The organism is Daejeonella sp., assembly GCF_044348475.1.
Classification (GTDB): domain Bacteria; phylum Bacteroidota; class Bacteroidia; order Sphingobacteriales; family Sphingobacteriaceae; genus Daejeonella.
This window is the reverse complement of record NZ_JBIKSU010000001.1, coordinates 100,292-126,265: the sequence shown is the minus strand read 5'-3', so window position 1 is coordinate 126,265 and position 25,974 is coordinate 100,292. Positions and strand designations below refer to the sequence as shown.

The 25,974-nt window shown below is 36.4% G+C and carries 23 protein-coding genes; 14 read left to right on the top strand and 9 right to left on the bottom strand.

Annotated elements, in window-relative coordinates; translation table 11 throughout:
- Positions 1 to 721: 721 nt before the first annotated feature.
- Positions 722 to 1,549, top strand: a complete 828-nt coding sequence (locus ACIQZ6_RS00600; protein WP_395807142.1) for an aminotransferase class IV — start codon at positions 722 to 724, stop codon at positions 1,547 to 1,549.
- 72 nt (positions 1,550 to 1,621) lie between these two features.
- On the opposite strand, the gene ACIQZ6_RS00595 is transcribed toward ACIQZ6_RS00600, so the two are convergent.
- Both ACIQZ6_RS00595 and ACIQZ6_RS00590 read right to left on the bottom strand, forming a co-directional pair.
- A complete protein-coding gene (locus ACIQZ6_RS00595; RefSeq protein WP_395807140.1) occupies positions 1,622 to 2,071 on the bottom strand; it encodes a YhcH/YjgK/YiaL family protein in 450 nt (149 codons plus the stop codon).
- Positions 2,072 to 2,135: 64 nt separating this feature from the next.
- Positions 2,136 to 3,161 carry a sugar kinase gene (locus ACIQZ6_RS00590; protein WP_306550075.1) on the bottom strand — a complete coding sequence of 342 codons (1,026 nt, stop codon included), beginning with the start codon at positions 3,159 to 3,161 and terminating at the stop codon, positions 2,136 to 2,138.
- A gap of 224 nt (positions 3,162 to 3,385) precedes the next feature.
- Here ACIQZ6_RS00590 and ACIQZ6_RS00585 point away from each other — a divergent pair, with 224 nt between their 5' ends.
- The 3 genes from ACIQZ6_RS00585 (at position 3,386) to ACIQZ6_RS00575 (ending at position 8,142) form a co-directional block, all read left to right on the top strand.
- Positions 3,386 to 4,048 carry a bifunctional 4-hydroxy-2-oxoglutarate aldolase/2-dehydro-3-deoxy-phosphogluconate aldolase gene (locus ACIQZ6_RS00585; RefSeq protein ID WP_395807138.1) on the top strand — a complete coding sequence of 221 codons (663 nt, stop codon included), beginning with the start codon at positions 3,386 to 3,388 and terminating at the stop codon, positions 4,046 to 4,048.
- 239 nt (positions 4,049 to 4,287) lie between these two features.
- Entirely contained in the window at positions 4,288 to 6,999 is a 2,712-nt protein-coding gene (locus ACIQZ6_RS00580) for a PKD domain-containing protein (protein WP_395807136.1), read from the top strand.
- Between the two features lie 126 nt (positions 7,000 to 7,125).
- A complete protein-coding gene (locus ACIQZ6_RS00575; RefSeq protein WP_395807134.1) occupies positions 7,126 to 8,142 on the top strand; it encodes a type IX secretion system membrane protein PorP/SprF in 1,017 nt (338 codons plus the stop codon).
- A gap of 402 nt (positions 8,143 to 8,544) precedes the next feature.
- On the opposite strand, the gene rpoN is transcribed toward ACIQZ6_RS00575, so the two are convergent.
- Positions 8,545 to 10,014, bottom strand: coding sequence for an RNA polymerase factor sigma-54 (gene rpoN / locus ACIQZ6_RS00570; RefSeq protein WP_395807250.1), 1,470 nt, complete (start codon positions 10,012 to 10,014; stop codon positions 8,545 to 8,547).
- A gap of 145 nt (positions 10,015 to 10,159) precedes the next feature.
- On the opposite strand from rpoN, the gene mscL reads away from it, so the two are divergent.
- On the top strand, positions 10,160 to 10,573 hold the full coding sequence (gene mscL, locus ACIQZ6_RS00565; RefSeq protein ID WP_395807132.1) for a large-conductance mechanosensitive channel protein MscL: 414 nt from the start codon (positions 10,160 to 10,162) through the stop codon (positions 10,571 to 10,573).
- On the opposite strand, the gene ACIQZ6_RS00560 is transcribed toward mscL, so the two are convergent.
- Complete coding sequence (locus ACIQZ6_RS00560; RefSeq protein ID WP_395807130.1) at positions 10,574 to 11,446, bottom strand: ChaN family lipoprotein; 873 nt, start codon at positions 11,444 to 11,446, stop codon at positions 10,574 to 10,576.
- Between the two features lie 127 nt (positions 11,447 to 11,573).
- Here ACIQZ6_RS00560 and rpmH point away from each other — a divergent pair, with 127 nt between their 5' ends.
- From rpmH to tsaB, 4 genes are all read left to right on the top strand, one after another.
- Positions 11,574 to 11,732 (top strand): 50S ribosomal protein L34, encoded by a 159-nt coding sequence (gene rpmH, locus ACIQZ6_RS00555; RefSeq protein ID WP_079701901.1) that lies wholly within the window; start codon positions 11,574 to 11,576, stop codon positions 11,730 to 11,732.
- Positions 11,733 to 11,811: 79 nt separating this feature from the next.
- Positions 11,812 to 12,216, top strand: coding sequence for a ribonuclease P protein component (locus ACIQZ6_RS00550; protein ID WP_395807128.1), 405 nt, complete (start codon positions 11,812 to 11,814; stop codon positions 12,214 to 12,216).
- Positions 12,198 to 12,434 (top strand): membrane protein insertion efficiency factor YidD, encoded by a 237-nt coding sequence (gene yidD, locus ACIQZ6_RS00545; RefSeq protein WP_395807126.1) that lies wholly within the window; start codon positions 12,198 to 12,200, stop codon positions 12,432 to 12,434. Before ACIQZ6_RS00550 ends, yidD begins: the two co-directional genes overlap by 19 nt.
- A 38-nt stretch (positions 12,435 to 12,472) precedes the next feature.
- Positions 12,473 to 13,168 (top strand): tRNA (adenosine(37)-N6)-threonylcarbamoyltransferase complex dimerization subunit type 1 TsaB, encoded by a 696-nt coding sequence (gene tsaB / locus ACIQZ6_RS00540; protein WP_395807125.1) that lies wholly within the window; start codon positions 12,473 to 12,475, stop codon positions 13,166 to 13,168.
- On the opposite strand, the gene ACIQZ6_RS00535 is transcribed toward tsaB, so the two are convergent.
- Positions 13,165 to 14,604 carry a DUF5723 family protein gene (locus ACIQZ6_RS00535; RefSeq protein ID WP_395807123.1) on the bottom strand — a complete coding sequence of 480 codons (1,440 nt, stop codon included), beginning with the start codon at positions 14,602 to 14,604 and terminating at the stop codon, positions 13,165 to 13,167. The two genes, tsaB and ACIQZ6_RS00535, sit on opposite strands and share 4 nt — an antisense overlap.
- A 5-nt stretch (positions 14,605 to 14,609) precedes the next feature.
- Entirely contained in the window at positions 14,610 to 16,229 is a 1,620-nt protein-coding gene (locus tag ACIQZ6_RS00530) for a hypothetical protein (protein WP_395807121.1), read from the bottom strand.
- Between the two features lie 89 nt (positions 16,230 to 16,318).
- Here ACIQZ6_RS00530 and ACIQZ6_RS00525 point away from each other — a divergent pair, with 89 nt between their 5' ends.
- From ACIQZ6_RS00525 to ACIQZ6_RS00515, 3 genes are all read left to right on the top strand, one after another.
- Complete coding sequence (locus tag ACIQZ6_RS00525) at positions 16,319 to 16,705, top strand: DUF423 domain-containing protein (RefSeq protein ID WP_395807119.1); 387 nt, start codon at positions 16,319 to 16,321, stop codon at positions 16,703 to 16,705.
- Positions 16,705 to 19,188, top strand: a complete 2,484-nt coding sequence (priA, locus tag ACIQZ6_RS00520; RefSeq protein ID WP_395807117.1) for a primosomal protein N' — start codon at positions 16,705 to 16,707, stop codon at positions 19,186 to 19,188. The genes ACIQZ6_RS00525 and priA overlap by 1 nt, the downstream gene beginning before the upstream one ends.
- Before the next feature lie 71 nt (positions 19,189 to 19,259).
- Positions 19,260 to 19,916, top strand: a complete 657-nt coding sequence (locus ACIQZ6_RS00515; protein ID WP_395807115.1) for a protein-L-isoaspartate(D-aspartate) O-methyltransferase — start codon at positions 19,260 to 19,262, stop codon at positions 19,914 to 19,916.
- A 103-nt stretch (positions 19,917 to 20,019) separates the two neighbouring features.
- Here the strand turns inward: ACIQZ6_RS00515 and smpB are convergent, their stop codons facing one another.
- On the bottom strand, positions 20,020 to 20,469 hold the full coding sequence (gene smpB / locus ACIQZ6_RS00510) for an SsrA-binding protein SmpB (protein ID WP_395807248.1): 450 nt from the start codon (positions 20,467 to 20,469) through the stop codon (positions 20,020 to 20,022).
- A 129-nt stretch (positions 20,470 to 20,598) separates the two neighbouring features.
- Here smpB and ACIQZ6_RS00505 point away from each other — a divergent pair, with 129 nt between their 5' ends.
- Entirely contained in the window at positions 20,599 to 22,878 is a 2,280-nt protein-coding gene (locus tag ACIQZ6_RS00505) for a TonB-dependent receptor domain-containing protein (RefSeq protein ID WP_395807113.1), read from the top strand.
- A 1-nt stretch (position 22,879) separates the two neighbouring features.
- The gene (locus tag ACIQZ6_RS00500) at positions 22,880 to 23,329 is read left to right on the top strand and encodes a thioredoxin family protein (protein WP_395807111.1); all 450 of its coding nucleotides are present in this window, start codon (positions 22,880 to 22,882) and stop codon (positions 23,327 to 23,329) included.
- A gap of 10 nt (positions 23,330 to 23,339) precedes the next feature.
- On the opposite strand, the gene ACIQZ6_RS00495 is transcribed toward ACIQZ6_RS00500, so the two are convergent.
- Positions 23,340 to 25,214 carry an Nramp family divalent metal transporter gene (locus ACIQZ6_RS00495; RefSeq protein WP_395807109.1) on the bottom strand — a complete coding sequence of 625 codons (1,875 nt, stop codon included), beginning with the start codon at positions 25,212 to 25,214 and terminating at the stop codon, positions 23,340 to 23,342.
- Positions 25,211 to 25,876, bottom strand: a complete 666-nt coding sequence (locus tag ACIQZ6_RS00490; protein WP_395807107.1) for a metal-dependent transcriptional regulator — start codon at positions 25,874 to 25,876, stop codon at positions 25,211 to 25,213. Before ACIQZ6_RS00490 ends, ACIQZ6_RS00495 begins: the two co-directional genes overlap by 4 nt.
- Positions 25,877 to 25,974 lie beyond the last annotated feature (98 nt).

Below are 25,974 nucleotides of genomic sequence, written 5' to 3'. Positions count from 1 at the left end.
CTGTAGCAAAAAAGGACCAAAACGCTACCGCTACGCCTGCTGCTATGAATGTCAGTGGGTTGGATAGTTAAGTAATTGCCGCACCAGTCAATGCGGAAGAGAGGTGAACGGAGGTGCAGTGAATGGACGATTTGTTTGAGATTGATATGAGTTTTCCTGTTCCTGGACTTAGCTGTCCACCATTCATCATTTCATTCCGCTCATAGCCACGGGGGTTTTACCTTTTTCTGTAGCAAAAAAGGACCAATGCCGAGGCGGTACGACGAGACCATGAGTGCCTTTAAAAAACAATAAACTACACCGAATAAACGCTACCGCTATGCCTGCTGCTATGAATATAGTGGGTTGGCTAGATCTGTAATTGCCGCACCAGTCAAGGCGGGAAGAACGGTTATTAAAGGTTTGTGCAAGCGTGTCGGAGAATAAAAATTGTATTAACCGTCTTGCGCGGTATTGGACAGGGCGTTAATTCTAATTGATCCTTAATACAAAAATCAAAGCCCTGTACGCGGCCTTTGGTAGATGAGCAATACAATAAAATCAAATCTTTACAATCAAAAAAGATCTGTCGAGCTCCAATAGACATTAATGCTAATTTATAAATCAGATTTTTGCTAATATTGTATGTATGCAAAAATTATATAGGATTCAATGGTCATACCCTTTAAGCTATTTCATTTGATCATTAATTCCAATTCTTAAAAGTATAATCAAAATAATAATGAGTACACGCTATGTTTGGGTCAATGATTCTTTAATCCCTGCCGATGATGCTCAGGTTAATATTTCAGACCTTGCAGTTCAAAGAGGCTATGGGATCTTTGATTTTTTTAAGACCATTGATGGTCAATCTGTGTTCCTTGAAGATCATCTTGATCGTTTCTTTCGCTCTGCTGTATTGATGCGACTCGATATTAAAACGAGTAGAGATGAAGTTAGCAATAGAATAAATCAGCTTATTAAAAAAAACAACTTAAGTGATTCTGGTATAAAGATCATACTGACTGGCGGATTTTCGGAGGATGGATTCAATATAGCAGCGCCTAACTTGATTATTACTCAGCATAGTTTTCAGATTCCCAGAACAATGCAAGAGCATGGGGTTAGCGTGATCACTCATGAATACCAGCGTCAATTTGCCAATGCAAAAACATTGGATTATTTACAAGCTATTTGGCTTCAGCCTGTTTTAAAAGAAAAGAAGGCAGATGATGTTTTGTATCATAGTAATGGACTGATTCGGGAATGTCCAAGGGCAAACTTTTTTATCGTTACCAAGGATGATCAAGTATTAACTCCCGAATCGGACATGTTAAAAGGAGTAAGTAGAAAGCAGGTGTTGGAAATTTCTGCAGCTACTTACCATACCGAGGCCAGAGATGTAACACTAGATGAACTCAGAAATGCTAAAGAAGCTTTTATAACCAGTACAACTAAAAATATATTGCCGGTAGTTCAGGTAGATGGAAAATTTTTAGGAGATGGAAGGCCAGGTGCTGTAACCAGAGCTCTTGCAGAAAAATATAACGGAATGATTTACGGTTCTTAAAAGAACCTGGTCCAAACAAAAAGGGATAGTTTGATTATATTCAGACTATCCCTTTTTTTAATATTAAACCGATCAGATTTTTACTTTAACGATCAATTTCTTGATAACTTCATCGCCAATCATTGGAGCATGCACATCTTCAGGAAAGAAAATAGCAAATTGATTATCTGTTAATTCAAAAAACATATCTGGAGCATCGTTATAAAACAAAACATCCTTTTCTGTATTATATTCTCCCTTTGGTGAGCTGCAAGACTGTCGTGATTTCCAACCCATTTGTTCTTTACCACTAATGCAAAGCTGGATATCAATATTTTGATTGTGACATTCAAATTTTGCCACAGACTCTTCCTGCTTCATTCCTACTTTTTCAGCAACAATAATCTTTAATCCGTCACTAAGGTCAGTTTTCCCAATCTCAGTATTTTTAAGATCGAGTGTTTTAATATACTTAAATGCCTCTTCGAAAAGCGGATGAATGCTGATATACCTTTCTGCATTCTCTAAACTATCTATGATCATATTGTTTATTTAAAACGATTTTAAAATTTGCTTGAATTGAGGCAGTTTAAAATCCGTAATTTATTTATCGTTGTACACGTCCTGAACCATCGCCACCAACAAGGTCTTTAACCTCTGCTAATGTGGCATGATTTAAATCGCCAGGTATTGTGTGTTTAATAGCAGAAGCCGCAACACCAAACTCAGCGGCATCACTCATTTTCATGTTGGTTACCAAACCATATATGAATCCGCTTGCAAATGAGTCGCCACTTCCAACACGGTCAACTATTCTTACTTCATATGACTTGGTATGATAGAATTCAGTTCCATCATATACTAATGCAGACCAACCATTATCAGAAGCGCTATGGCTTTCTCTTAGTGTGGATGCAATGTACTTGAAGCCAAATTTTGCCTTCATCTGCTGAAATACATCCTTGTATCCATCAAGATTAAGTTCTCCTTTAGTCACATCTGTTCCTTTACTTGTAAAGCCAAGGGTAGTATCTGCATCTTCTTCATTACCGATACAAACATCCACATACTGGCAAAGTCTGGTCATTACCTCTCTTGCTTTTTCCTTACTCCATAATTTTTTACGGTAGTTAAGGTCAATACTGGTCGTAATGCCTTTAGCTTTTGCAGCTTTCAAAGCAGCTTCAGTCAAAGCAGCTGCTTTATCACTCAGTGCAGGAGTAATTCCTGTTGTATGGAACCAGTCTGCTCCTTCAAAGATCTTATCAAAATCAAATTCAGAAGCATCAACATCTGAAATAGAAGCATCAGCTCGGTCATATACAACCTGAGATGCTCTCATAGATGCCCCAGTTTCAAGGAAATAGATTCCTAATCTGTTTCCGCCTCTAGCAACAAACTGAGTGTCAACACCATAGCGGCGTAAATGATTAATAGCGGATTGTCCTAATGGATTGTTCGGAACTTTAGAAACAAATGTTCCATTTAGCCCGTAGTTACATAATGCAGCTGCAACGTTTGCTTCACCGCCACCATAGGTAACATCAAAACTATCACTTTGTACAAATCTCTTGAAATCAGGAGTTGATAATCTCATCATTATCTCTCCAAGTGTTACGACTTTTTTAGCCATGGTTATTTTGTAATTTATTTGAAAGGTGTTTGTTAAATATTCTTTGTTAGGATAAACAAAAATACATTAATGACCGATAATTAAAAGCTTTATGCCTGTTTTATCGATTAATTAATGTAAAAAGTTACTTAACCAGATAAATACCTTGAATTTCGTTTACATTGAATGATTTATTCATTAATTATCTAAATTAGTAGCTCAGTTTTAATTTAATAACTATAACGATGAGTAAAAAATCCGAACTTCTGAAGTTAATACCCGAGCAGGGTATATTGCCATTATATTTTAATAAAGACGAAGAAACCAGTGTTCAACTGTTGAGATCTTTATATTCTGCCGGTATTCGTGCAGTTGAATATACAAACCGTGGAGAAGCAGCCTTACATAATTTTAAAGCAATGCGCAAGGTTGTAGATTCGGAATTAGAAGGCATGTACCTTGGAATTGGTACGATCAAAGACGGAAATATGGCGCAAACATTTATTGATGCTGGTGCTGACTATATTATTTGCCCGGGTCTTGTAGAGCGTGTTGCTGAGGTAGCCGATAAACATGATTTGTTATGGGTACCTGGTTGTATGACTCCGACTGAAATTATTAAAGCCGAGACATTGGGTGCTAAGATGGTTAAATTATTCCCAGGAAATATTCTTGGTCCAGGTTTCATGTCTGCTATAAAAGAGTTGTTTCCTAATCTTTTATTTATGCCTACAGGTGGTGTTGAACTTGATAAAGCAAATATTGAAGGCTGGTTTAAATCAGGTGTTTGTGCGGTTGGAATGGGCAGTAAACTAGTGAGTAAAGAGGTTATGGAAAACAAAAAGTATGCAGAGCTAATTCACTCAACAAAAGAAGCTTTAGAGATCATTAAATCTCTTAGAAAATAGATTTATCTAACCTTGATTAAATGCCTGAAGAGTCTATTCTTCAGGCATTTTTTTATTTCTAAATATCAGCCATTTATAAGTAAACAATTGGTCTACAGAGTTTTGATGATTACTGTCATTTTGTTTCTAATCAGGAATACTTGATGTCTATTTATTAATTTTAGAACTGAATTTGAAGTTTTGTACGTATCTAAAGATATTGGCGAAATTATCATGCTCATATTCACTTAACTCAAGGAATGCTGAATCGATTTATTGTATTTTTTATTCTAATTTTGGGCATTCAGCAGCTTAAGGCCCAAAGTACTTCGAACGAAGGCACAGATTTTTGGGCAGTATTTCCTTCGCATGTAGCAGCAAATTTCAGTGGAGTTAGGCCATTGGCAAATTATTCAATATTTATTACTGGAAACCAAGCTTCGTCAGGTGAAGTTACAGTTGGTACATTTCGGACCACTTTTGTTTTGTCGCAGGCAAATTCTGTTATTGAGGTTCAGATACCCAGAGCTCAGGCCTATATTGATGAAGCAGAAGCAGGAAGGGTGCTTTCCAATAGGGCAATTAGAGTGCAAGTTGATCCAGGAAAACCTAAAGTAGTAGTTTATGGACATATTTTTGCTGGAGCGCGTTCTGCCGCTTCGCTAATACTCCCTAAAGAGGCATTGGGACAACAGTATTTTAGTATGAACTATATATCTGGTAATACGCTGGATGATGGTCAAAATCATATTGTTTTGATTGCAAGTGAACCGAATACCAAAATATTTATAAGACGAAATGGCTTAGACCTAGTGCCCGGTGGCATAGTACTTCAAAATATTGGCGATGTGTATGAATATCTTTCAACCAATGATCTGACTGGTACTAGCGTATTTGTTGATCCAATAACATCTGGCTGTAAGCAGTTTGCAATGTTTTCAGGGACCACGAATTCTGCTATAACTATTCCTAGTGGATGTGCAGGACGCATTACTTCAGATCCGCTTTATCAACAAAATTATCCTGTTGAAAGCTGGGGTAAATCCTATGGTTTTATTCCTTTCAGCTCTCGCACACAATCAGGGGCACTAACCAGAACTAACGGTAACTATGTCCGTATACTGGCAAAAGATGACAATACAGAAGTTTTATATAATGGAAATCTAATAGTGACACTTAATGCAGGTCAATTTTATCAAACTCCATTACCTGTTAATCAGCCTGCCTATATTACCGCAAACAAGGTTATAGCAGTTGCTCAATATTCACTTACTCAAACTTGCGCAGGCGGAGGGCTCGGTGATCCGGATATGGTAATTTTAAATCCGATTGAATACAATATTAAAAACATAACTGTTTATTCTTCTAATAAGGAAGATATCAGCGAGAATTATGTTAATATTCTAATAAAAACAGCTGCAGTAGCTTCATTTAGAATTAATGGTCGTGTGCCTAATGGAATATTTACGCCTTTGCCATCCTTTCCGGGCCTTTCATACCTGCAGCTAAATTTGAATCAATACCCCACACAGATTTTTAATTTATCAGCCTCTGATGGGTTTAATGCAATTGCTTACGGTTTTGGTGATGTAGAGTCTTATGCTTATTCTGCAGGCACGAATCTTGCTTCAAGTCAATCTATAAAAGCAATTAATAAAATCACGTTTGAAGAAATTAAAAATGCCTGTACCAATCAGGATTTAGACTTTGTTTTAACTTTAACCTCTCCGGCCACAAGCTTAACCTGGCAGTTGGATATAACTGACCCATTGATAGTGCAAAATAATCCGGTTGCTACCCCTGTAACACGCAATGGTATTATTTATTACGAATATATATTTCCCAGAAATGCTGGGTATAGAATTCCTGGAGAGAAAATGGTCAAGGTAATTGCTAGCTATGCATCGGCCGCAGGTTGTACGCTTAATACGCAGCAAATAGACTATGAGTTTAATGTTTTTGAACCTCCAACCACATTATTTACCAATTCATCCAATCTATGTGCAAAAAATGAAATAGTATTTACAGATCAAAGTATGGATAATGGTAACGCTATTACTTCATGGTTATGGGATTTTGGTGATGGACAAACTTCGGCTGAACAAAATCCTAAACATGTGTATGCAAATCCGGGTTTATTTACTGTGATTTTAAAGGTGCAAAATTCAACTAGTTGTAATGCAATAGAATTTAAAAAGGATTTGAAGATTATGGCCATACCAATAGCTGATTTTTCAATGAGCCTTCCAGGTTGTAATAATTCAGGAATCACCTTTACTGATCTTTCGATTCCATTTCTGGGTAAAATTGTAAAATGGAATTGGGATCTGGGCGACGGGACTATTACCGAGTTTACGAATGGCGCTCCTTTTTTACATCAGTATACTGCAGGAGGTGCCTATACGGTTAGTTTAAAAGTAACCAATGAGTTTGGCTGCGATCATACTGTAAATCGGCAGTTGAATATTACTACTCCTTTTTTAAATGCTGGTTCAGATACCATGATTTTGAGGGGGGGAGGGGTCAGGTTTAAGGTAAGAGCAACTGGAACTAATTTGAAATATAAGTGGAGCCCTTCTATCGGACTTGATCGCGATGATATTCGAAATCCACTGGCTTCGCCAACAGAAGATACCCGATATTCAGTGACTATTACTTCTGATGAAGGTTGTATTTTACAAGATGATATTCTAGTAAAGGTGTTGGAAAAACCTATAATCCCAAATACGTTTACTCCGAATGGCGATGGGGTAAATGATGCATGGAAAATTGAATATCTGGATAGCTATCCCAACGTAGCTGTCAATGTTTTTAATCGTTATGGAGTAAGAGTATATGTTTCTATTGGTTACATTGAACCCTGGGATGGGACGTTTAACGGACAGCCAGTCCCTGTAGGGACCTATTACTATGTTATTGATTCCAAAATTGCCATGCCTGTTTTTAAAGGATGGATTGCGGTTATTCGATAGCTTGGGTTTGTGACAAGAAAGTATTAATTGAAACATTATTTACTATATTAACCCAAAAAATGAAATGGAAACTGCCTTTAGTTAATTTAAATGTAAGATTAATGCGCTCAAAAATATAATGTTAGGATGAAGAAAGCGGTATTTTTACTAGTTTTTATATGTTTAGGTCATGCAGTTGCTGCTCAACAGAGGCCACAGTATACGCAGTATATTTTAAATAATTTTATATTGAATCCTGCTATAGCTGGCATTGAGAATTACATCGATGTAAAGGCAGGCTATAGACGTCAATGGCAGGGTTTAACTGGAGCTCCTGAAACTTCCTATATTTCAATTCACGCTCCTATTGGTAATAGTTTTCGATATGGAACCTCCACATCGGTTCCTCAAGGCGGTGGTTCAAATCCCAATAATCGCAGCTATTTGCAAAACTATATGGCATCTGAGCCTCACCATGGGGTAGGATTTACAGCAGTTTCAGATAAAGCAGGGCCTATTTCAAGAACCGATGTTAATTTAAATTACGCGTATCACATTGGAATTACTGAACAGATAAATGTCTCAGTAGGTGTTGCCGCAGGTGTTTCAAAGCTGTTTTTGGATCGTTCGCAATTAGTTCTTGAAAACCCGGTTGATCAGGCTATCGGTACTGGAAATTTTAACCAGCTTAAACCTGATCTTAGTGCAGGCATTTGGTTATATGGGCCTAGATATTTCGCAGGGGTTTCAGCACAGCAGCTTTTGAAAAGTCCGATGGGTTTCAGTGATGATCCTGTAACCTATGATCAGGGCAGAAAAGTTTCGCATCTATTCGCAACTTTGGGTTATAAAATATATCTCGGAGATGATTTTGCAGCTATTCCTTCAGCATTATTAAAGGTAGTATCTCCGGTGCCCATGTCTGTTGATGTAAATCTTAAACTTGCTTACAAAGACCGTTTCTGGCTGGGAGGCAGTTATCGTAAAGATGATGCATTTGCAGGAATGGCTGGTTTTAATCTGGGCTCATTTATGAATATAGGCTATTCATATGATGTTACTACTTCCGGCTTAAATACCGTGAGTAATGGATCTCATGAAATTGTGCTAGGCATTTTCTTGAATAACAGGTACAAAGTAACATGTCCGCAAAAAAGCTGGTAATGCATCTGTTATCAGTTGTCTGTTAACAGTTATCAGACAACAGATAACGAATTTTGCGTATTGCGTATTGAGATAGATTCTGCTTCATTTCAAACAAGTACCTCATACCTCAGATAACAGACAAATGATAACAGACAACATTTTTTTAGTATTGCGTATTGCGTATTGAGATAGATTCTGCTTCATTTCAAACAAGTACCTCATACCTCAGATAACAGACAACGGATAACGGACAACATTTTTTTAGTATTGCATATTGAGATAGATTCTGCTTCATTTCAAACAAGTATTTCATACCTCAGACCTCAGACAACAGACAACTGATAACAGACAACTGATAACAGACAACTGATAACAGACAACTGATAACAGACAACAGACAACTGATAACAGACAACCGGCCTATAGCTCTTTTCTTAATCTTGCAACCGGTATATTCATTGCTTCCCTGTATTTGGCCACAGTTCTTCTGGCAATATTATAGCCTTGTTCTTTGAGGATTTCAGTCAGTTTTTCATCTGCAAGTGGTCGTCTTTTATCTTCTTTGCCAATGCATTCCTCAAGAATTTTTTTAACCTCTTTATTGGATACTTCCTCTCCACTTTCCATCTGAATGGCTTCAGAAAAAAATGATTTTAATAAAAATGTTCCAAATTCTGTTTGTACATATTTAGAGTTAGCTACCCTAGAAACAGTTGAGATATCCATGCCAATACGATCAGCAATGTCTTTCAGGATCATTGGTTTTAAATTCTTATCATCGCCGCTCAGAAAATATTCATACTGATAATGCATGATTGCATTCATGGTTTTAAGCAAAGTTTGCTGACGCTGTTTAATTGCATCAATGAACCATTTCGCTGAATCAAGTTTTTGTTTTACAAATTGTACTGCTTCTTTTAGTTTTTTATCCTTTTGAGCAGTTTTATCGTAATGTTCAAACATGTCTTGATACGACCGACTTACCCGCAGTTCAGGAGCATTTTTTGAGTTTAAGGTTAAAAATAAAATACCGTCGTTATTACTGATATGAAAATCAGGGATAATTTGAAGTTGCTTTGTTGTAACAGCATTCGAATCGCCTGGTTTTGGATTAAGTTTCAGTATTTCATTGACAACTTCTTTAAGCTCCTCTGAATCCATGTTTAGTGAACGTTCAAGTTTGTCGTAATGTTTTTTAGTAAATTCTTCTAGAAAATGTTCTACTACTCTCGTCGCTTTTCTAACAATTGGATTTTGATCTTTTTTTCTAAGTTGAATTAATAAACATTCTTGAAGATCTCTTGCACCAACTCCTGCCGGATCGAATGATTGAATTACTTTAAGGATCTCAAGCACCTCTTCAGCCTCTGCAAAAATGTTCTGCGAAAAAGCTAGATCATCAATCAGTGAAGTAATTTGGCGACGCAAGTAGCCATCATCATCAAGACTGCCAATAATTTGTTGACCAATTCTGAAATCTTTATCGGATAAAGGTACCAGATGTAGCTGCGCTTGAAGACTTTCAAAAAATGAATTTTGCACAGCAATGGGAATTTCTTTTCGCTCCTCATCATCATCTCCATTCTGCTCGTATTTGGAGCCAAAGTCGTTGATATTGTCGTCCTGCAAATAGTCATCAACATTAAATTCATCTGAGCTATCCTGGCTATCTTCTGAATTGAAATTATCGTCTGGATCCTTGTCAGGATATTCTTCTGCCGGTTCATTCATGTTAGCAAGACTAAGATCTTCAAGTGCTGGATTGTCTTCCAGCTCTTCTTTAATTCGGGTATCAAGCGATACAGTTGGTACCTGTAATAACTTAATAAATTGAATTTGTTGAGGAGATAGTTTTTGAAGAAGCTTTTGCTGAAAATTTTGTCTTAACATGATTCGAATTGTCATGTAAAATTACACAAATATTGGCTTATGACGCATTCTTAATGTAAATTATGTAATCGTTTTAATGTAAAAATATTTTTGATTTAGTTAAAAACTAATCATATTTAGTAAGTTTTTAAAATTTAGAAATTATATGGCGATTATTAAGGAGTTTAAAGAATTTATAGCTAAAGGGAATGTGGTTGACTTAGCGGTTGGTGTGATCATTGGCGCTGCTTTTGGAAAGATCATTACTTCATTAGTTGATGATATTCTGATGCCACCTTTGGGATTTATAATGGGTGGTGTTGACTTCTCTTCAAAGAAGTTGGTTTTAATTTCTGCTAATGCTATTCTGAAAGTAGAAGAAGTGTCAATACGCTATGGAAATTTTATTAATGCTGTCATTCAGTTTCTGATCGTTTCCTTTTGTATTTTCGCTGTCATAAAAACCATGAATGCTCTAAAGCGTAAAGAAGAGGAAACGCCTGTAGCCCTGCCAGCACCAAGCCCTGAAGAAGCATTATTAATGGAGATCAGGGATCTGTTAAAACAACAGAAAAAATAATTAAAAAGTTTTTTTCAGTTCAGGATTGGTTACAATCACAAAATCACCAAGTTTTGAGAATTTGCTCCAATCAGGTTCTTTAAATGATTGATCAGAGAAGCTTGAAATATTTGATAGCTTCAATCCCGGATTAGACTTTAATAATTTAGCCATTGTTCCTAGTTTTTCATCGCTGTGAAAACGGCCTAGCACATGAAATACCCTAGCTTTTTTGTTTTTCTGTAGATACTGCTTGATTGAATAAGCCATTCCGCTATCCCAAAGGTTTTGCGATTGATATATTTCCATTCCTGGAACCGAGTGGCCGCCCATAGTTTCTAAGAAATTCTGATAATAAGCGCCTGTAGCTGTATCAATAGGTAGTGGTGGAAGCCATTTTTTTGCAGATCTGTTCAACGTGTTCAGGGCAGATAATCCCTTTCGGGTAACCAGATTTACATAACGGTTTGGCGCATTCGCTGCAATTACAGCAAGTTCCTTTTCCTTCGCAAATTCTATCATCGGTTTATAATCAGTATAGTTATTCCATGCCCTAGCTTCTTTAATGAAGTTCTTTTCGCGGATCAGGTTTTGTAAATATTCATTCATAACCTGTTGAATATCTTTTTCAAACATCTCCATGGAAAGCGCCTGTTTTTTGCCATGTATCTGATATAACTTTTGAAGCACATCTAACTCAAGCTGATGCCCTGTTGGGTCATTATGCTCTTCGCCAAAGAAGACTACATCTGCCCGTGCAAGACTGCTGATCATTTCATCTAATGAGCATATACTTTTTGATTGGGTATTATAAATTTTATAATTTTCGGTTTTAAGCTGTGCAAAGGCTATATTTGAAAATAATACAAGTAAATACAGCGGGTTTAATTTCATAAATCTGAGTGTGGGAAATTCGTTTCTCAAGAAAGATAAGGATATTTTTAATCAACTGTTTGAATTGTGAAAAATCAAGCTTATATTTGCACTCTTGTTTTTTAGAGTAATAATAGATTAAAAAGTCATGAAAAGAACATTCCAGCCTTCTCAAAGAAAAAGAAGAAATAAGCACGGGTTTAGAGAGCGTATGAGCAGTGCAAACGGAAGAAGAGTATTAGCTTCTAGAAGAGCTAAAGGTAGAAAGAGACTATCTGTATCTGACGAGCGTCGCCATAAAGCATAATTTTTGATTGTATTTTCGTAGCCTTTTACGATTTTGCAGATCAATATCTGCTTGTCAATCAGGCTAATTAACAATCAAAATGAACAGTTTAAAAAAGGAAGAACGGTTATGTAATATAAAGCTCATAGAAAAGCTTTATCATAGCGGTTCTTCTTTTTTAGTTTATCCCTTTCGTATAATCTGGCATTCCTCTGAAGCAATTTCAGAATTTCCTGTCCAGATATTAATTAGTGTTCCCAAAAAAAAGTTTAAACGTGCTGTAGATCGAAATTTGCTAAAGCGCAGAATTCGTGAAATTTACCGTACTCAAAAGGCTGAAAATCTTTTTCCTTTTCTCAATGAACGTTCAGAAAAAATAGTACTTGGTATTAATTATATCGGGAATGAAATTGCTGAATATGTTTCAATGGAAAAGAAATTTAATACTGCAATGCTGCGATTAAAAAAGAATATATCTGAGCAAACATGTTCAAAAAGCTTATAAAAAAGATATTTTCTGGCCTGTTTTTACTTCTGATAAAAATCTATCAGTATTTAATTTCACCTATTCTTGGAAAATCATGCCGTTTTACTCCAACATGTTCTCATTATGGGCTTCAAGCCATAAATAAATATGGTCCGTTTAAAGGTGGCTGGCTTACCTTAAAACGTATTGGTCGATGCCATCCCTGGGGTGGGCATGGTCATGATCCAGTACCTTAAGCTTTATAATTTGTAATTAATTTTGCTCCTTTGTATCGATGAAAGATCAATTGATTTTACTTCTTGAAACTGCAACAACAACTTGTTCTGTAGCCTTGTCTCAGAATGGCAGTATCCTAGCAATAAAAGAGGTGAACGAACGTAATATTCATGCCAGCCATATAACCTTGTTTATTGAAGAGGTGCTGGTTGCGGCCAACAAAACATATTCTGAGCTTCAGGCAATTGCAATTAGTAAAGGACCTGGTTCATACACGGGATTAAGAATTGGAGTTTCAACAGCTAAAGGCTTATGCTACGCGCTTGATATTCCCTTAATTGGAATTGATACTATAGAAGCAATGGCCTCTGGTTTTAGCGATTCTTCTAAGCTTTCTGATTCTTCATTACTTATACCAATGCTTGATGCCAGGCGTATGGAAGTTTATACTGGGGTATACCGTAAAGATTTGAGTATTGTTGAATCCGTTCGCGCAAAAATTGTAGATAAAGACTCATTTAATGAGTACAATAATCAGTCGCTATTCCTCTTTGGTGATGGTGCTGATAAATTCAGAGAGCTTTTTAAAGATCAGCCTACTATTAATTTCAGTGATTTTGTCACATCTGCTTGCCATTTAAATGCGCTGGCTTTGAAAAAATTCCATGATTCAGACTTTGAAAATTTAGCTTATTTCGAACCCTTTTATTTGAAAGACTTTCTAGTTACAACATCAAAAAAAGGACTGCTCTAGGTCTTTTTTCCGGATAGTCGTTTAATAAATCCTTTCTTAGGGTCTTTAATAAAGCCAGGTATCTGTGTGGCATTTAACGGATGTTCTAATACCCTTCCAAATTTCAGTGCAAATCCCATATAAAATGATAGTCCGGTATATCCACTAGGATAGATAGTTGGATTTTTAATATAAGTCTTCAATATTTCTAACGATTTAACAAGATGATCGCTTCCCATGTAGAATTCAACATTTGGAGTTTTAATCATCAACTGTCCGCCTAGCTGTAAAAAACCATTGGTATTGTAATCAGCCATTCCGGTGAATACATAGTTTTTATAATGGTAGTTATTAACTAAGGCAATATCTCCGCCTTTGTAATAAATGCTTTTTGATAAGATCAGATTAGGACGGTAATTTCCAAAATCTTTATTAATCAGGATCTCTGCTTTGCCATTTAGTACACTTACATACGATTTGTTTGTAGAAATTGAACTTATATTCCTATCAAGACTGTCTGCAAGTCTGTTATCTGCAGTTTGATTGGATGCATTATCAATGAAAATTCTGCCAGTATTAAAGTTGTATTCGTATGAATCCTTGCTCCATTTAATCAATCCAATATCTTTTAAATTTCCCAAAACAAACCAGCCATCCCGCAATTTATAACTGGCACCTGCAGTAAAAGATAAGCCAGGATTTCTAAAATTTGGTTTAATCATGTTTCTTTGGAAATTATCAAACTTGAAATTCGATCGCAGGGTGCCCCGAAGCGAAACGTCTATCACATCTGCAGGCTCGTCTAAATTTATTTCAGATTGACGAACCTTTAGCTTGGTATAACTAATGCCACTGAGCAAACTTAATTTAGCCCCAATAGCCAAATGCTTGGTATAGTTCTGCCTGTACGTAAAACTAAACTGATGATACGATTGATTGTAGCCATTTAAATTTAAAATGTTTTGCACTGAGTTGGAGTTAAAGAGCCTATAATCGTCGAATACCGCAAATATTTCATTACTTACTTCAGCTCTGCCATCGTTTCGAATTTGCCAAGAAAGGCCTAATTCTTGATATTTTTTGACAGACTTTAACATCCTAAGCATCGCCACATAATTATTTGAATTTAATGTGATATTATTTAGCTTATTTTCTCCAATTGTAATATCGCTACCATTAAACATGCCATCATATAGTAGTGTTTTGAACGCAGATTGTGCAGGTCCGGAAAACGAACTGTTGATGCTGATCACAGGTATGAAAAAATTAAACGCAAAACGTTTGCTGGTATCTACCTGATATGCTCTTTGAGATGGATTCTCAAAGCTGTCATAAAGAGTACGACTATTGTAAAGTGAAAATTGCTGCGCAAAAGTCGTATTGTTTATACCTAGTATAATGATCGTCCAAATGAATATTTGAAATAAATAAGTGTTTTTTTTCTTGGTGCTGATCATTCTTTTTAATTTTTCTTCTTTATACTATCTACGGATAAAACATCATCTGGAGTTGCAGCTGATTTTTTATAGCCTGTATAAAAATTGGTAAAAAAATGATTTTTATTGCTCGCAAGTTGATAAGAGAAAGCGTACAGGTCATTTATACCATGTTTGTTGTTCCCAAAGTTACCTGCATAATTTCTTTTTAATAAATTTTTAAGAATACTTGCCGAATTATTAAAATGCAGAATAAACGAAATATTACTTTGATCGCCAATAAATTGATCAAATTGTGTGAATGCCTCCGTTTTCAAAAGAAATCTTTCCGAATTATAGTCATTAAGATATCTCTGCAAGGTGCCAGGCGAATTAGATAGGATGAGCAAATTGTCTGTGATAACATAAAATGGCTTCGCATATTTTTTTAGAGGGTCGCCCCAGTAATTATAAAACAAGCTCTCAAAATTTATCTTTCTGATCGTTTCAGAATAAGTTGAGCTCAGGGGCTCAAGAAAAAATTGCATCTGGGTTCCATTTGTAACTTTAATGATCGCTAAATTTTCATAGGTTGAAAGTTGAATCGTGGATAGTTCGTTGCCCCATAATTTCTTAATGTCACGGTCAGGATTGACTCCGGTTTCAGAGGTTATTCTGCCCATTTGATTAATAAGGGTGTCAAGTTCTTTTCTTTCCTTAAATAAACTAGTCAAGTCATCATGGAAAGTTATGAAACTCGATAGTCCATAAACTAATGAATTAGAGGTATTATAGGGTAGTATTTGTTTAATGGTATTTTTTACAGGTGTTTGCTTTAAGAATAGCCTAGTATAATTATTCTTTTTATCTGAAATATTGGTGAGCCCGTTAAATATAAGATCGTCACTTTTGTAATTAAGGCTTAAGCTTGAAAAGCCAGAAAAACTCTGTAATATTTCAAAGTTTCCGCTTAATTTATTTCTAAAAAAGGGCTTGAGAAACCCTGGTTTTTTATAATTGATAAACAGGTTTGCCAACGCATTTCCATCTTTTCTAACGCCTTCGTTAATGATTTTAATGAATTCAGGATCTATCTTCTGTGAGTTTTTATTCAAGCTGCGAAAAAGAATGTCCTTGTTGAAGCTGCCTCTAGCAATTCCATTATCAATAGTAAAATAAAAGGATCGATCAAGTGTTTTATTCTTGATCAGGAATATATCATGTCCATTTTTCTGAAATGTATGGGTCTGATTTGAAGTGTCACTTGCACTAATTTTCCTGATATCATCTGCATTAATTGACTCTTTTAGTTGCATTGACCAAAGAAAATGCACGGTGTCAGTTTGAGATGGATGGAATGATAAAAATACTTTTTGACCTGCTATTGCCGGTTTTAGAGCAGAATTACTGAGTATAAAGTTACTTAACCAATGAATATCTTCTTTTTTTTGAGGCCCGGCAATGGTATCAAAAATGGTGTAATCTTTTAAAATATCGTAAAGGCTTTGGTCGTTTGGATGTTGAAATATTACTGATGCATCAAACGGTATTTCAGATAGAATCTGGTTATTACTACGGTTTTTAACATTAAGATTTGAAAAGTATAGGTAAGCTACAGCAAGTATTGTAATTAATAAGGCTGCAGTGATCCCAATAATTGTTTTCATTAAAATTTACTTTAAACAAATTTATATTTTTATGTCTTCAAAGTAGAATTGCAAACATGTTTGTTAAATTAGCATTCTAATCTAACAATATGAACAAACGCATCATTATTATCGCTTCAGTGTTTGGAATACTCGCTGTTATTTTAGGAGCCTTTGGAGCTCATGCATTAAAAGCTCGACTCACTACTTCTGAACTAGAAGTATGGAAAACTGCCGTTGATTACCAGTTCTATCATACTTTTGCTCTGCTATTCCTTTCTACTTTTTCACGCTTTAATAGTCGTGAAATTAAGTTAGCTTCCTGGTTTTTTAGTTTGGGGATCATTCTTTTTTCGGGATCCTTATATTTAATCTCAGCAAAAGAAATCTTGAATATAAGTCACATTTCTGTTATTGGTCCTATTACGCCTATCGGTGGATTATTTTTTATCATGGGCTGGATCAGTTTGCTAATTGCTACTATAAAGAATAAATAATGCTTGAATTCAATGAAACTGAGGGCATTGTTCGGAAGACTATTTTTATCGAGGTAATTCTTCCACTCGCTATTTCCAAAACCTATACCTACAGGGTGCCACTAGAAATGACCGCTGATGTAGCCATTGGAAAGCGCGTGGTGGTTCAATTTGGCAGGAGCAAAATTTATACAGCAATAATTTGTTTGATTACTGAAACTCCTCCTGCGCATTACGAAGCCAAGTATATTATTGATGTTCTTGATGCTGAACCCATTGTTAATGAATTTCAGCTTAAATTATGGCATTGGATGTCTGATTACTACATCTGTAATTTAGGTGAAGTAATGCAGGCTGCATTGCCTTCAGCCTTAAAGCTTGCCAGTGAAACAAAAATTGTGTTAAACACTTTTGAGGAGATCGATAAAAGTTTATTGTCTGATAAAGAATTTCTTATTGTTGATGCGCTCGAACTTCATCCTGAACTAAGTGTGAGTGATATTAGTAAACTTCTTGGCCAAAAAACGGTTTTCCCTTTGTTGAGAGCCTTGTTTGAGAAGAACGTAATTGTTATCTCAGAAGAAATAACAGAGAAATTCAAACCGCGGAAAAAGGCTTTTATCGTCCTGAATTCTCAATATAATGAGCCTGAAAATAGAAAAGCTTTATTTGAAGTGCTAGAACGTGCACCCAAGCAATTGGAGATCTTATTGGCATACTTTAAACTTGAAAAGCAACAAGCCGCGATCGCAAAGGCTGATCTGATTGAAGTTTCGGGAAGTTCTGCTGCAGTTCTAAAAGCATTGTTAGACAAGGAGATCTTTATTCAGGAAGATAAGGTAGTTAGTCGCTTAAATTTTGGTGAGCTTGAAGAGATTCATGATTTTGAATTAAATGAGGCACAGGTAAATGCACTGAAAGAAACTAAAGAACAGCTTGATGATAAGGGTGTAGTCTTGCTTTATGGTGAAACATCGTCTGGAAAGACTCAGATCTATATCCGCTTGATCGAGCAAATGCTACTACAGGAAAGGCAAACCCTTTATCTTTTACCTGAAATTGCACTTACTACACAGGTAATTGAAAGATTAAAAGAACATTTTGGTGGTCAAATTGGAGTCTATCATTCCAAATTCAATGATAATGAACGCGCAGAGGTTTGGCAAAAAGTGCTCAAAGGTGAATATAAATTAGTTTTGGGTGCACGATCATCAATTTTTCTTCCATTTAAAAACCTTGGTCTAGTTATCGTAGATGAAGAACACGAATCTTCCTATAAACAATATGATCCAGCACCGCGGTATCATGCAAGAGATACTGCAATATATCTGGCGCAATTACATAAGGCGCAGATCGTTTTGGGATCGGCTACACCCAGTTTGGAAAGTTTTTACAATGCCAAGATTAAAAAATATGGCCTGGTAACATTAAAGGGTCGTTTTGGTGGTGTTAAGTCACCAATTATTGAAGTAGTTAGTATTGCTGAAGAAACTAAACGAAAAACGATGCAATCGCATTTTACCTCAGTATTATTGAATGAGATAAAAGGAGCTTTATCACGTAAAGAACAAGTTATTCTATTCCAGAACAGACGTGGTTATACGCCGGTATTGCTCTGTACTACCTGTGGATATACTCCAAAATGTGTAAACTGTGATGTTAGTTTAACCTTTCATAAAAGCAGCGCAAAGCTTCATTGCCATTATTGCGGATACAAACAAGACATTGTAAGCGTTTGCCCTGCCTGTGGTTCAACCCGAATTGAACAGAAAGGATTTGGTACTGAAAAAATTGAAGATGAATTACAGCGAATCTTTGAAGATGCTATTATAGCCCGGATGGATCTTGATTCTACCAGGACAAGGAATAGTTTTCAGGTTCTCCTGAATGATTTTGAAGAGGGGAGGATTGATATTTTGGTAGGTACACAAATGGTTGCCAAGGGTCTCGATTTTGGGAATGTAACCACAATAGGGATTATTAGCGCCGACAGTATGCTGAACTATCCTGATTTTCGCGCCTTTGAGCGAAGTTATCAGATGCTCTCTCAGGTATCTGGCCGTGCAGGAAGACGCACAAAACAAGGAAAGGTCATTATCCAAGCGTATGATACCTCACACCGGATTATTAGCCAGGTGGTAAAGAATGATTACGAAGGAATGTTCGATACTGAAATACTAGAGCGCAGAAATTTTCATTATCCGCCACTTTATCGCCTCATTCAAATCAATGTTAAACATAAAGATCTTACTAAACTGCTCCTGATTGCTTCTTCATTAGCTAAGATTCTGAGATCTCAGTTTGGTGATAGGGTACTTGGTCCTGAAGCTCCAATGATTAGCAGGATTAGAAATTATTATATCCAGACCGTTTTACTTAAAGTTGAGCGGGAGGGAGTGTCTATTCAAAAGATTAAAGAAGCCCTGCAACAGATTCTCGTAAATTTTGATAGCCTTCCAACAAATAAGGGTGTTTATATGCATATTGATGTAGATCCCTATTGAAAATATTCACTCTGATTTTATATTCATATAATTTTCTGAAAATGCCTTCATAAGACTATTTTTGAAATTAAATGGCACATAAATTAGTTGATAGTTATCGAGAGAAGGGCGCGCGGAAAAAGTTAGTTGAATTACTCCGCGAACGGGGTATTGCAGATGAAAATGTTTTAAAAGCCATTGGAAAAGTACCTCGTCATTATTTTTTTGACGAAACATTCTGGAAACAAGCATATAAGGATATCGCATTTCCTATTGGAGATGGTCAAACCATTTCGCAACCCTATACTGTTGCCTATCAAACAGAACTCTTACACATAAAAGCAGGAGATAAGGTGCTCGAAATTGGAACGGGCTCAGGTTATCAAACTTGTATTCTTGTTGAACTTGGGGCTCAGGTTTATACGATTGAAAGACAAGAAAATTTATACAACCGAACTAAACAGGTATTGCCTCATATGGGATATCAGGCCGAATTCTTTTTTGGAGATGGCTCTAAAGGAATAGCAAAACATGCCCCCTATGATAAAATCATTGTGACTGCCGGTGCACCTTTGGTTCCTGAAATTTTATTGAAACAACTGAAAATAGGAGGTATCCTGGTCATTCCCGTTGGCGACGAAGAGTCACAAAAGATGATCACCGTTTTAAGAGTATCTGAAAATGATTTTGAACGCTTTGTACTCGATACCTTTCGTTTTGTACCGCTGGTGGGAGAGAAGGCTTGGTAGGTTATCTGTTATCAGTTAACAGTTATCAGTTATCAGATTGGGTACGTTAGCCAGACAACAGGCAACAGACAACAGACAACAGACAACAGACAACAGACAATCCCTACCTCTTCATCGCCCTGCTCATTTCCAGTTTTGCATCCCGGTCTTTGAGCGTTTCACGTTTGTCATAAATTTTCTTGCCCTGTGCGAGCCCGATTTCTAGTTTTGCAAATCCTCTTTCTGAAGTAAATATCTTTAATGGGATAATGGTGAAACCCTTTTCTTCAATATTGATCTTTAGTTTGGCTAATTCCTTTTTATTCAAAAGCAGGATTCGATCACGCTTTGCTTCATGATTATAGAATGAACCATGCGAATATTCTGCGATCTGCATATTTCTGACATACAACTGACCGTCAATAAAAGTGCAGAATGCATCATTGATATCAGCTTTTCCTTCACGTATTGATTTAATTTCAGTGCCAAGAAGTTTAATTCCAGCTGTATACGTATCGAGTATGTGATACTCAAAATAAGCTCTCTTGTTCTTTATACTAATTCCACTCGCCATATCTCTGCAAATATCCGAAACAAAATCCATAACCGGAATTATCATATTTTAAGATTAATACAATTTATTTTTTAGATTAATCTAAAATTGTATTTTTGTTAATCTAATAATGTGATAAAAATTTAATCAATGCGCTTATTACTTCCCTGTTTTGTCCTGATGGGCTGCCTAAATACGGTTCTGGCACAGACTTCCATCATTCAGGGTATGGTAAAATCTGGAAAAAAGCCCATTGTGTTTGCCAGCATTGCAGTATTAAATAGCAGGTTTGGAACATCAAGTGATTCTGATGGACATTATCAACTTGAAAAACTGCCAGCCGGAAAATATATCCTGATGGTTTCGGCTATGGGCTATAGCCCTGTTAATAAGAATATTACTATTGATGAAAATCAGGTTCTTAATATTGATCTGGAACTATTAGAAGCATCTTCTGTAATTAATGAGGTGGTAGTGAGTGGAACAATGAAAGAAGTGAGCCGTCTGGCTAGCCCTGTACCTGTTGAGGTATACAGTCCGGCATTCTTTCGAAAAAATCCAAGTACATCGATATTTGACGCTTTGCAAAATGTAAATGGTGTTCGTCCCCAGTTGAATTGTAATGTATGTAATACGGGTGATATTCATATTAACGGACTTGAAGGAGCCTATACCATGATACTTATTGATGGAATGCCTATCGTTAGCGGATTATCATCGGTTTATGGATTATCAGGTATCCCAAATTCATTAATTGAACAGGTTGAGATCGTAAAAGGACCGGCTTCCTCACTCTATGGCTCGGAAGCGGTTGGCGGACTGATCAATATTATCACTAAAAAGCCTGAGAATGCCCCTGCATTGGTTGCGGATGTTTTTAGTACTTCCTGGGGAGAAATCAATACCGATCTTGGTATTAAGCTAAAGGCCGGAAAACGTGCAGATATTCTGACAGGGATCAACTATTTCAATTATACAAACAAGATTGATCATAATGGTGATAATTTCACCGATGTAGCATTGCAGGATCGTATTTCCGTCTTTCAAAAGTGGTCTTTTAAAAGGAAAGAGAACAGGTTGTTTAGTCTGGCAGGCAGGTATAATTATGAGGATCGCTGGGGTGGGGATATAAGCTGGGACAGATCTTATCGTGCTGGTTCAGAGCGCTATGCTGAAAGTATTTATACCAACAGATGGGAGCTTTTAGGCAATTATCAATTGCCAGTAAATGAGCCTGTTATGTTAGCCCTTTCTTTGAACGACCATGCGCAAAATTCGGTCTATGGAAATACCTTGTATCATGCCAGACAAAAGATTGCTTTCGGGCAGTTAAGCTGGGATAGAAAGGTGAATAGTCACGATCTTTTATTAGGTACTGCTTTGCGGTATACCTTTTACAATGACAACAGCCCTGCCACTGCATTAATAAATGGTAGTGATAAACCAGATCAAGTATGGCTTCCGGGAATCTTTATTCAGGATGAAATTACACTATCCCAGACGCACAAAATGCTTCTGGGACTTCGTTACGACTATAATTCTGTTCATAAGCATATTTTAACACCCCGGATAGCATACAAATGGAACATCAATGAGAATAATGTGCTGCGGATAAACGCAGGTACAGGTTTTCGGGTTGTAAGTCTTTTTACTGAGGAACACGCAGCCCTAACCGGTTCCAGGGAAGTTATTGTTAATCAGAAGCTTGAACCAGAGCGAAGTTATAATGCGAATGTGAATTTTAACAAGAAGTTTTATTTCAAAAATGGCAGTTTTATGAGCCTTGACGCATCAGCCTGGTACACCCATTTTAATAATCAGATCATTCCTGATTACCTTACGAATCCTGATCAGATTATTTACAGTAATTTAAATGGATATGCGGTATCAAAAGGTATTTCAGCCAATTTAGATATGGATTTGGATAATGGAATAAAGATTTTAGCAGGTATATCTTTGCTCGATGTGTTTTCGAAACAAAATAACAAATTTGTGCGGCCTTTACTAACCGAAAAATGGACTGGCACATGGGGCATTTCCTATAAACTTAACCGTACAAACTTAAATATGGATTATACAGGAAATATATATGGTCCAATGCGTTTGCCTCTTTTGGGCGATTCTGATCCAAGGAGCGAATATTCACCCGTCTGGAGCCTTCAAAACATACAATTAACTTATGGGGGCTTTCAAAAACTAGAGATTTATGCTGGGATGAAAAATCTGCTGAATTGGAAGCCAGGTCGTAATGAGCCATTCTTAATTGCGAATAGCAGAGATCCATTCGATAAAAATGTGAAACGGGATGCTTCCGGCACCGTAATTTCAAGTTCAGAAAATCCTTATGCATTAAGTTTTGACCCGGGATATGTTTATGCACCAAATCAAGGTATCCGAGCATTTTTAGGATTTAGATATACACTCAGATAATATGCTTAAAATACTAGTTATTTGTTTATTTGCGTTTTTTTTGCCTTCTAGGATGCTTGCACAGGTTAAGCCAGTAACTTTTGAGGAATTGGAAATTGCAGAACCCAGACCAGTTCTGGTGATGATCATGACTAATTGGTGTAAATATTGTCATGCAATGAAGAATAATATAGTAAAGAATAAGGAAGTTTCAGACTTGATAAACAATACATATCATCTTTTATTTCTTGATGCTGAGGAAAGAAGCGATATCGTATTTAAAGGTAAAGTATTTAAATACAGGCCATCTGGTTCTAATACGGGAATTCATGAGCTGGCTCTTGATCTGGGAATGATCAGAGTACAAATTTCATATCCCACTTTAACTATTCTGGATGAAAAGAAGAATATCATTTTCCAAAAGAATGCTTACCTCAAACCTAAAGAGCTTTTGTATCTGCTTAAATTGTAAGACAGATGATTTATTTAGTGATGAGAACTGGAATTTGCACATTATGACGAACCTTTTCTACGGTTGTTCCAAAGATCAGATCACTGATGCCCGAATGTCCATGTGCGCCCATGACCAATAGGTCAAGTTCTCTTTCTTTTGCAATTTCTGCAATTGCTTTGGCAGCTGTTCCATATCCGATGGCAATAGTGATCTTATATCCAAGTTCTTCTAGATTTAATTTATATTTCTCAAGATTATTAGTATCACTCTGGGTTTCATGATCTAAAACTTTTTCGCCGTGGAATCTAGCACCAGCTGTTTCAACAATATGTATCAAATGATACTCAGCATCTTTACCGCCCTGAAGAAGTGCATGCCGCAAAGTATTCCGGTCATTTTTAGAGAAATCAACTGAAATACCCACTTTATGGTATTGTATAGGTTGAATTTCTCCGATCTCTAATGCTTCACCATGAGGTACATTGGATGAATCAAGTTCAGATTTCTTAAAAAATGGCATGATGAATACATAAACAAGCAATGCAAAAATCATAACTATAACAGGGATAACCAGTAGATAAATCCACCAAACATTAATGGTCGTATCTTTTATCCAAGCTCCAATCTCTTCAATTACCAGCTGAACATTTAAACTAACAATGATCAATGCCGTTAACCAGGCAAGTATTTTTACCCAAGTCTTTATGGCATATTCCTTCATTTTTGATTTGTCAGAGTTGAAGTGGATCAGGGGTATTACTGCAAAGCCTAACTGTAAACTCAATACAACCTGGCTTAAAACCAATAAGCCACCAAGTGCATCTTCACCAAAATGCAGAATAGTATAAAATGCAGGAATTATGGCCATCATCCTGGTTAAAAGGCGTCTGATCCAGGGCTGTATTCTTAGTTTTAAATGGCCTTCCATCACAATCTGACCCGCTAAAGTTCCCGTTATGGTTGAGCTTTGTCCTGATGCAATTAATGCAATGGCAAATAGGGTTGGTGCTATTGATCCAAATATATGATCAAGTAATTTGTAGGCATCCTGAATTTCTGCTACCTCAAATAGGCCGTTTTTATAGAATGCAGTGGCAGCCAGTATGAGTATGGCGGCATTGACAAAGAATGCCAGGTTCAGCGCAATAGTAGTATCAATAAAATTATACTTTAATGATTCCCTGATTCCTTTTGGAGTTCGCTCAATCTTTCTAGTTTGAACCAATGAGGAATGCAGATATAAATTATGTGGCATAACGGTAGCACCAATGATTCCTATAGCAATATAAAGTGCATTTCCTGTTAAAATTGATGGTTTGAATCCTGAAATCACCTCTCCCAATAATGGTTTTACAATGAGCATTTCTGTAAGAAAGGAGATTCCCACAATAAATACCATCGAAACAATAAATACTTCCATCATTCTCATTCCCTTGTTCATCAAAAAAAGCAAGAGGAATGTATCAAGGATGGTTATAGAAATTCCCCAAATGAGTGGTAAGCCAAATAATAGGTTTAGTCCGATTGCCATTCCAATAATCTCTGCAAGGTCGCAGGCAATAATGGCAATTTGTGCCAAAACATATAAAGGGTAATTGATGTATGCTGGATAGCTATTTCGAGATGCTTGCGCAAGATCTAGACCGCGAACTATTCCCAACCGGGCACTAAGTGACTGAAGCAATAAAGCCATCAGGTTTGACATGAGTAATACCCAGATCAATTTATAACCAAACTGACTACCGCCGGCGATATCTGTTGCCCAGTTTCCCGGATCCATATAACCAACGCTGACAAGATAAGCTGGTCCTATGAATGCAAAAAGCTTTCTCCATCCGGTTTTTCCGCCGGTATTTATAGAACTATGTACCTCACTTAATGAGTCGTCATTGTTGGTATTCATAGCATGACTAAGATGTTTTTTGCAACCTCACGGCTGATTGTTCTGTCGGTATGATCGTTTACAATAAGCATAATGGATCCGTCAAACTCAATAAGCTCAGAAACCCTGATTTTGGTACCAAGAGTTAGCCCCATTTTTTCAAGTAATTTGAGGAAAACAGATGAATGCTCACTAACCCCTGAAATCATTCCGTTTTGATCTTGGTGCATATCAGAAATTCGTACCAGTTTTTTTTGATGTATGGTTCCTGAACGGTCTGGAATAGGATCTCCATGAGGATCTGCTGCCGGATTTCCTAAAAAATCATCAAGTCTGTTGATTAGCGATTCTGAATTAATATGTTCAAGCTCTTCAGCAATATCATGTACCTCATCCCATTTAAAACCTAATTTTTCGACCAGAAAAACCTCCCATAAACGGTGTTTCCTGACAATGTTAACAGCTGCATTTTTCCCAGCTTCAGTTAAAGTAACTCCCTGATATTTAATGTAGTTGATCAGCTTTTTTTCGGAAAGCTTCTTTAACATATCAGTAACCGAGGCTGCTTTAGTATTCGTCATTTCAGCAATTTGGTTGGTACTCACAACAGAATTATTCCCAGTACTTAAATGGTAAATAGCCTTCAGATAATTTTCTTCGGTAAAGGAATGAATAGTTGACATGATTAAGCAAATCTAATTTATTTTTTAGATTAATCTAAAAAAAATATATAAAAAAATATCTGCCAATTTTATCTTCATATTTTAAAATAAAATTTGGC

Bases quoted from the DNA above. Each gene is read 5' to 3' on its own strand.
- mscL (WP_395807132.1), top strand. From the start codon at position 10,160: ATGGCGATTATTAAGGAGTTTAAAGAATTTATAGCTAAAGGGAATGTG.
- priA (WP_395807117.1), top strand. From the start codon at position 16,705: ATGCTTGAATTCAATGAAACTGAGGGCATTGTTCGGAAGACTATTTTT.
- ACIQZ6_RS00560 (WP_395807130.1), bottom strand. From the start codon at position 11,446: ATGAAATTAAACCCGCTGTATTTACTTGTATTATTTTCAAATATAGCC.
- smpB (WP_395807248.1), bottom strand. From the start codon at position 20,469: ATGGCGAGTGGAATTAGTATAAAGAACAAGAGAGCTTATTTTGAGTAT.
- tsaB (WP_395807125.1), top strand. From the start codon at position 12,473: ATGAAAGATCAATTGATTTTACTTCTTGAAACTGCAACAACAACTTGT.
- ACIQZ6_RS00550 (WP_395807128.1), top strand. From the start codon at position 11,812: ATGAACAGTTTAAAAAAGGAAGAACGGTTATGTAATATAAAGCTCATA.
- ACIQZ6_RS00590 (WP_306550075.1), bottom strand. From the start codon at position 3,161: ATGGCTAAAAAAGTCGTAACACTTGGAGAGATAATGATGAGATTATCA.
- ACIQZ6_RS00580 (WP_395807136.1), top strand. From the start codon at position 4,288: ATGCTGAATCGATTTATTGTATTTTTTATTCTAATTTTGGGCATTCAG.
- ACIQZ6_RS00595 (WP_395807140.1), bottom strand. From the start codon at position 2,071: ATGATCATAGATAGTTTAGAGAATGCAGAAAGGTATATCAGCATTCAT.
- rpoN (WP_395807250.1), bottom strand. From the start codon at position 10,014: ATGTTAAGACAAAATTTTCAGCAAAAGCTTCTTCAAAAACTATCTCCT.
- ACIQZ6_RS00490 (WP_395807107.1), bottom strand. From the start codon at position 25,876: ATGTCAACTATTCATTCCTTTACCGAAGAAAATTATCTGAAGGCTATT.
- ACIQZ6_RS00535 (WP_395807123.1), bottom strand. From the start codon at position 14,604: ATGATCAGCACCAAGAAAAAAAACACTTATTTATTTCAAATATTCATT.
- rpmH (WP_079701901.1), top strand. From the start codon at position 11,574: ATGAAAAGAACATTCCAGCCTTCTCAAAGAAAAAGAAGAAATAAGCAC.
- ACIQZ6_RS00585 (WP_395807138.1), top strand. From the start codon at position 3,386: ATGAGTAAAAAATCCGAACTTCTGAAGTTAATACCCGAGCAGGGTATA.
- ACIQZ6_RS00530 (WP_395807121.1), bottom strand. From the start codon at position 16,229: ATGAAAACAATTATTGGGATCACTGCAGCCTTATTAATTACAATACTT.
- ACIQZ6_RS00515 (WP_395807115.1), top strand. From the start codon at position 19,260: ATGGCACATAAATTAGTTGATAGTTATCGAGAGAAGGGCGCGCGGAAA.
- ACIQZ6_RS00505 (WP_395807113.1), top strand. From the start codon at position 20,599: ATGCGCTTATTACTTCCCTGTTTTGTCCTGATGGGCTGCCTAAATACG.
- ACIQZ6_RS00495 (WP_395807109.1), bottom strand. From the start codon at position 25,214: ATGAATACCAACAATGACGACTCATTAAGTGAGGTACATAGTTCTATA.
- yidD (WP_395807126.1), top strand. From the start codon at position 12,198: ATGTTCAAAAAGCTTATAAAAAAGATATTTTCTGGCCTGTTTTTACTT.
- ACIQZ6_RS00525 (WP_395807119.1), top strand. From the start codon at position 16,319: ATGAACAAACGCATCATTATTATCGCTTCAGTGTTTGGAATACTCGCT.
- ACIQZ6_RS00575 (WP_395807134.1), top strand. From the start codon at position 7,126: ATGAAGAAAGCGGTATTTTTACTAGTTTTTATATGTTTAGGTCATGCA.
- ACIQZ6_RS00500 (WP_395807111.1), top strand. From the start codon at position 22,880: ATGCTTAAAATACTAGTTATTTGTTTATTTGCGTTTTTTTTGCCTTCT.
- ACIQZ6_RS00600 (WP_395807142.1), top strand. From the start codon at position 722: ATGAGTACACGCTATGTTTGGGTCAATGATTCTTTAATCCCTGCCGAT.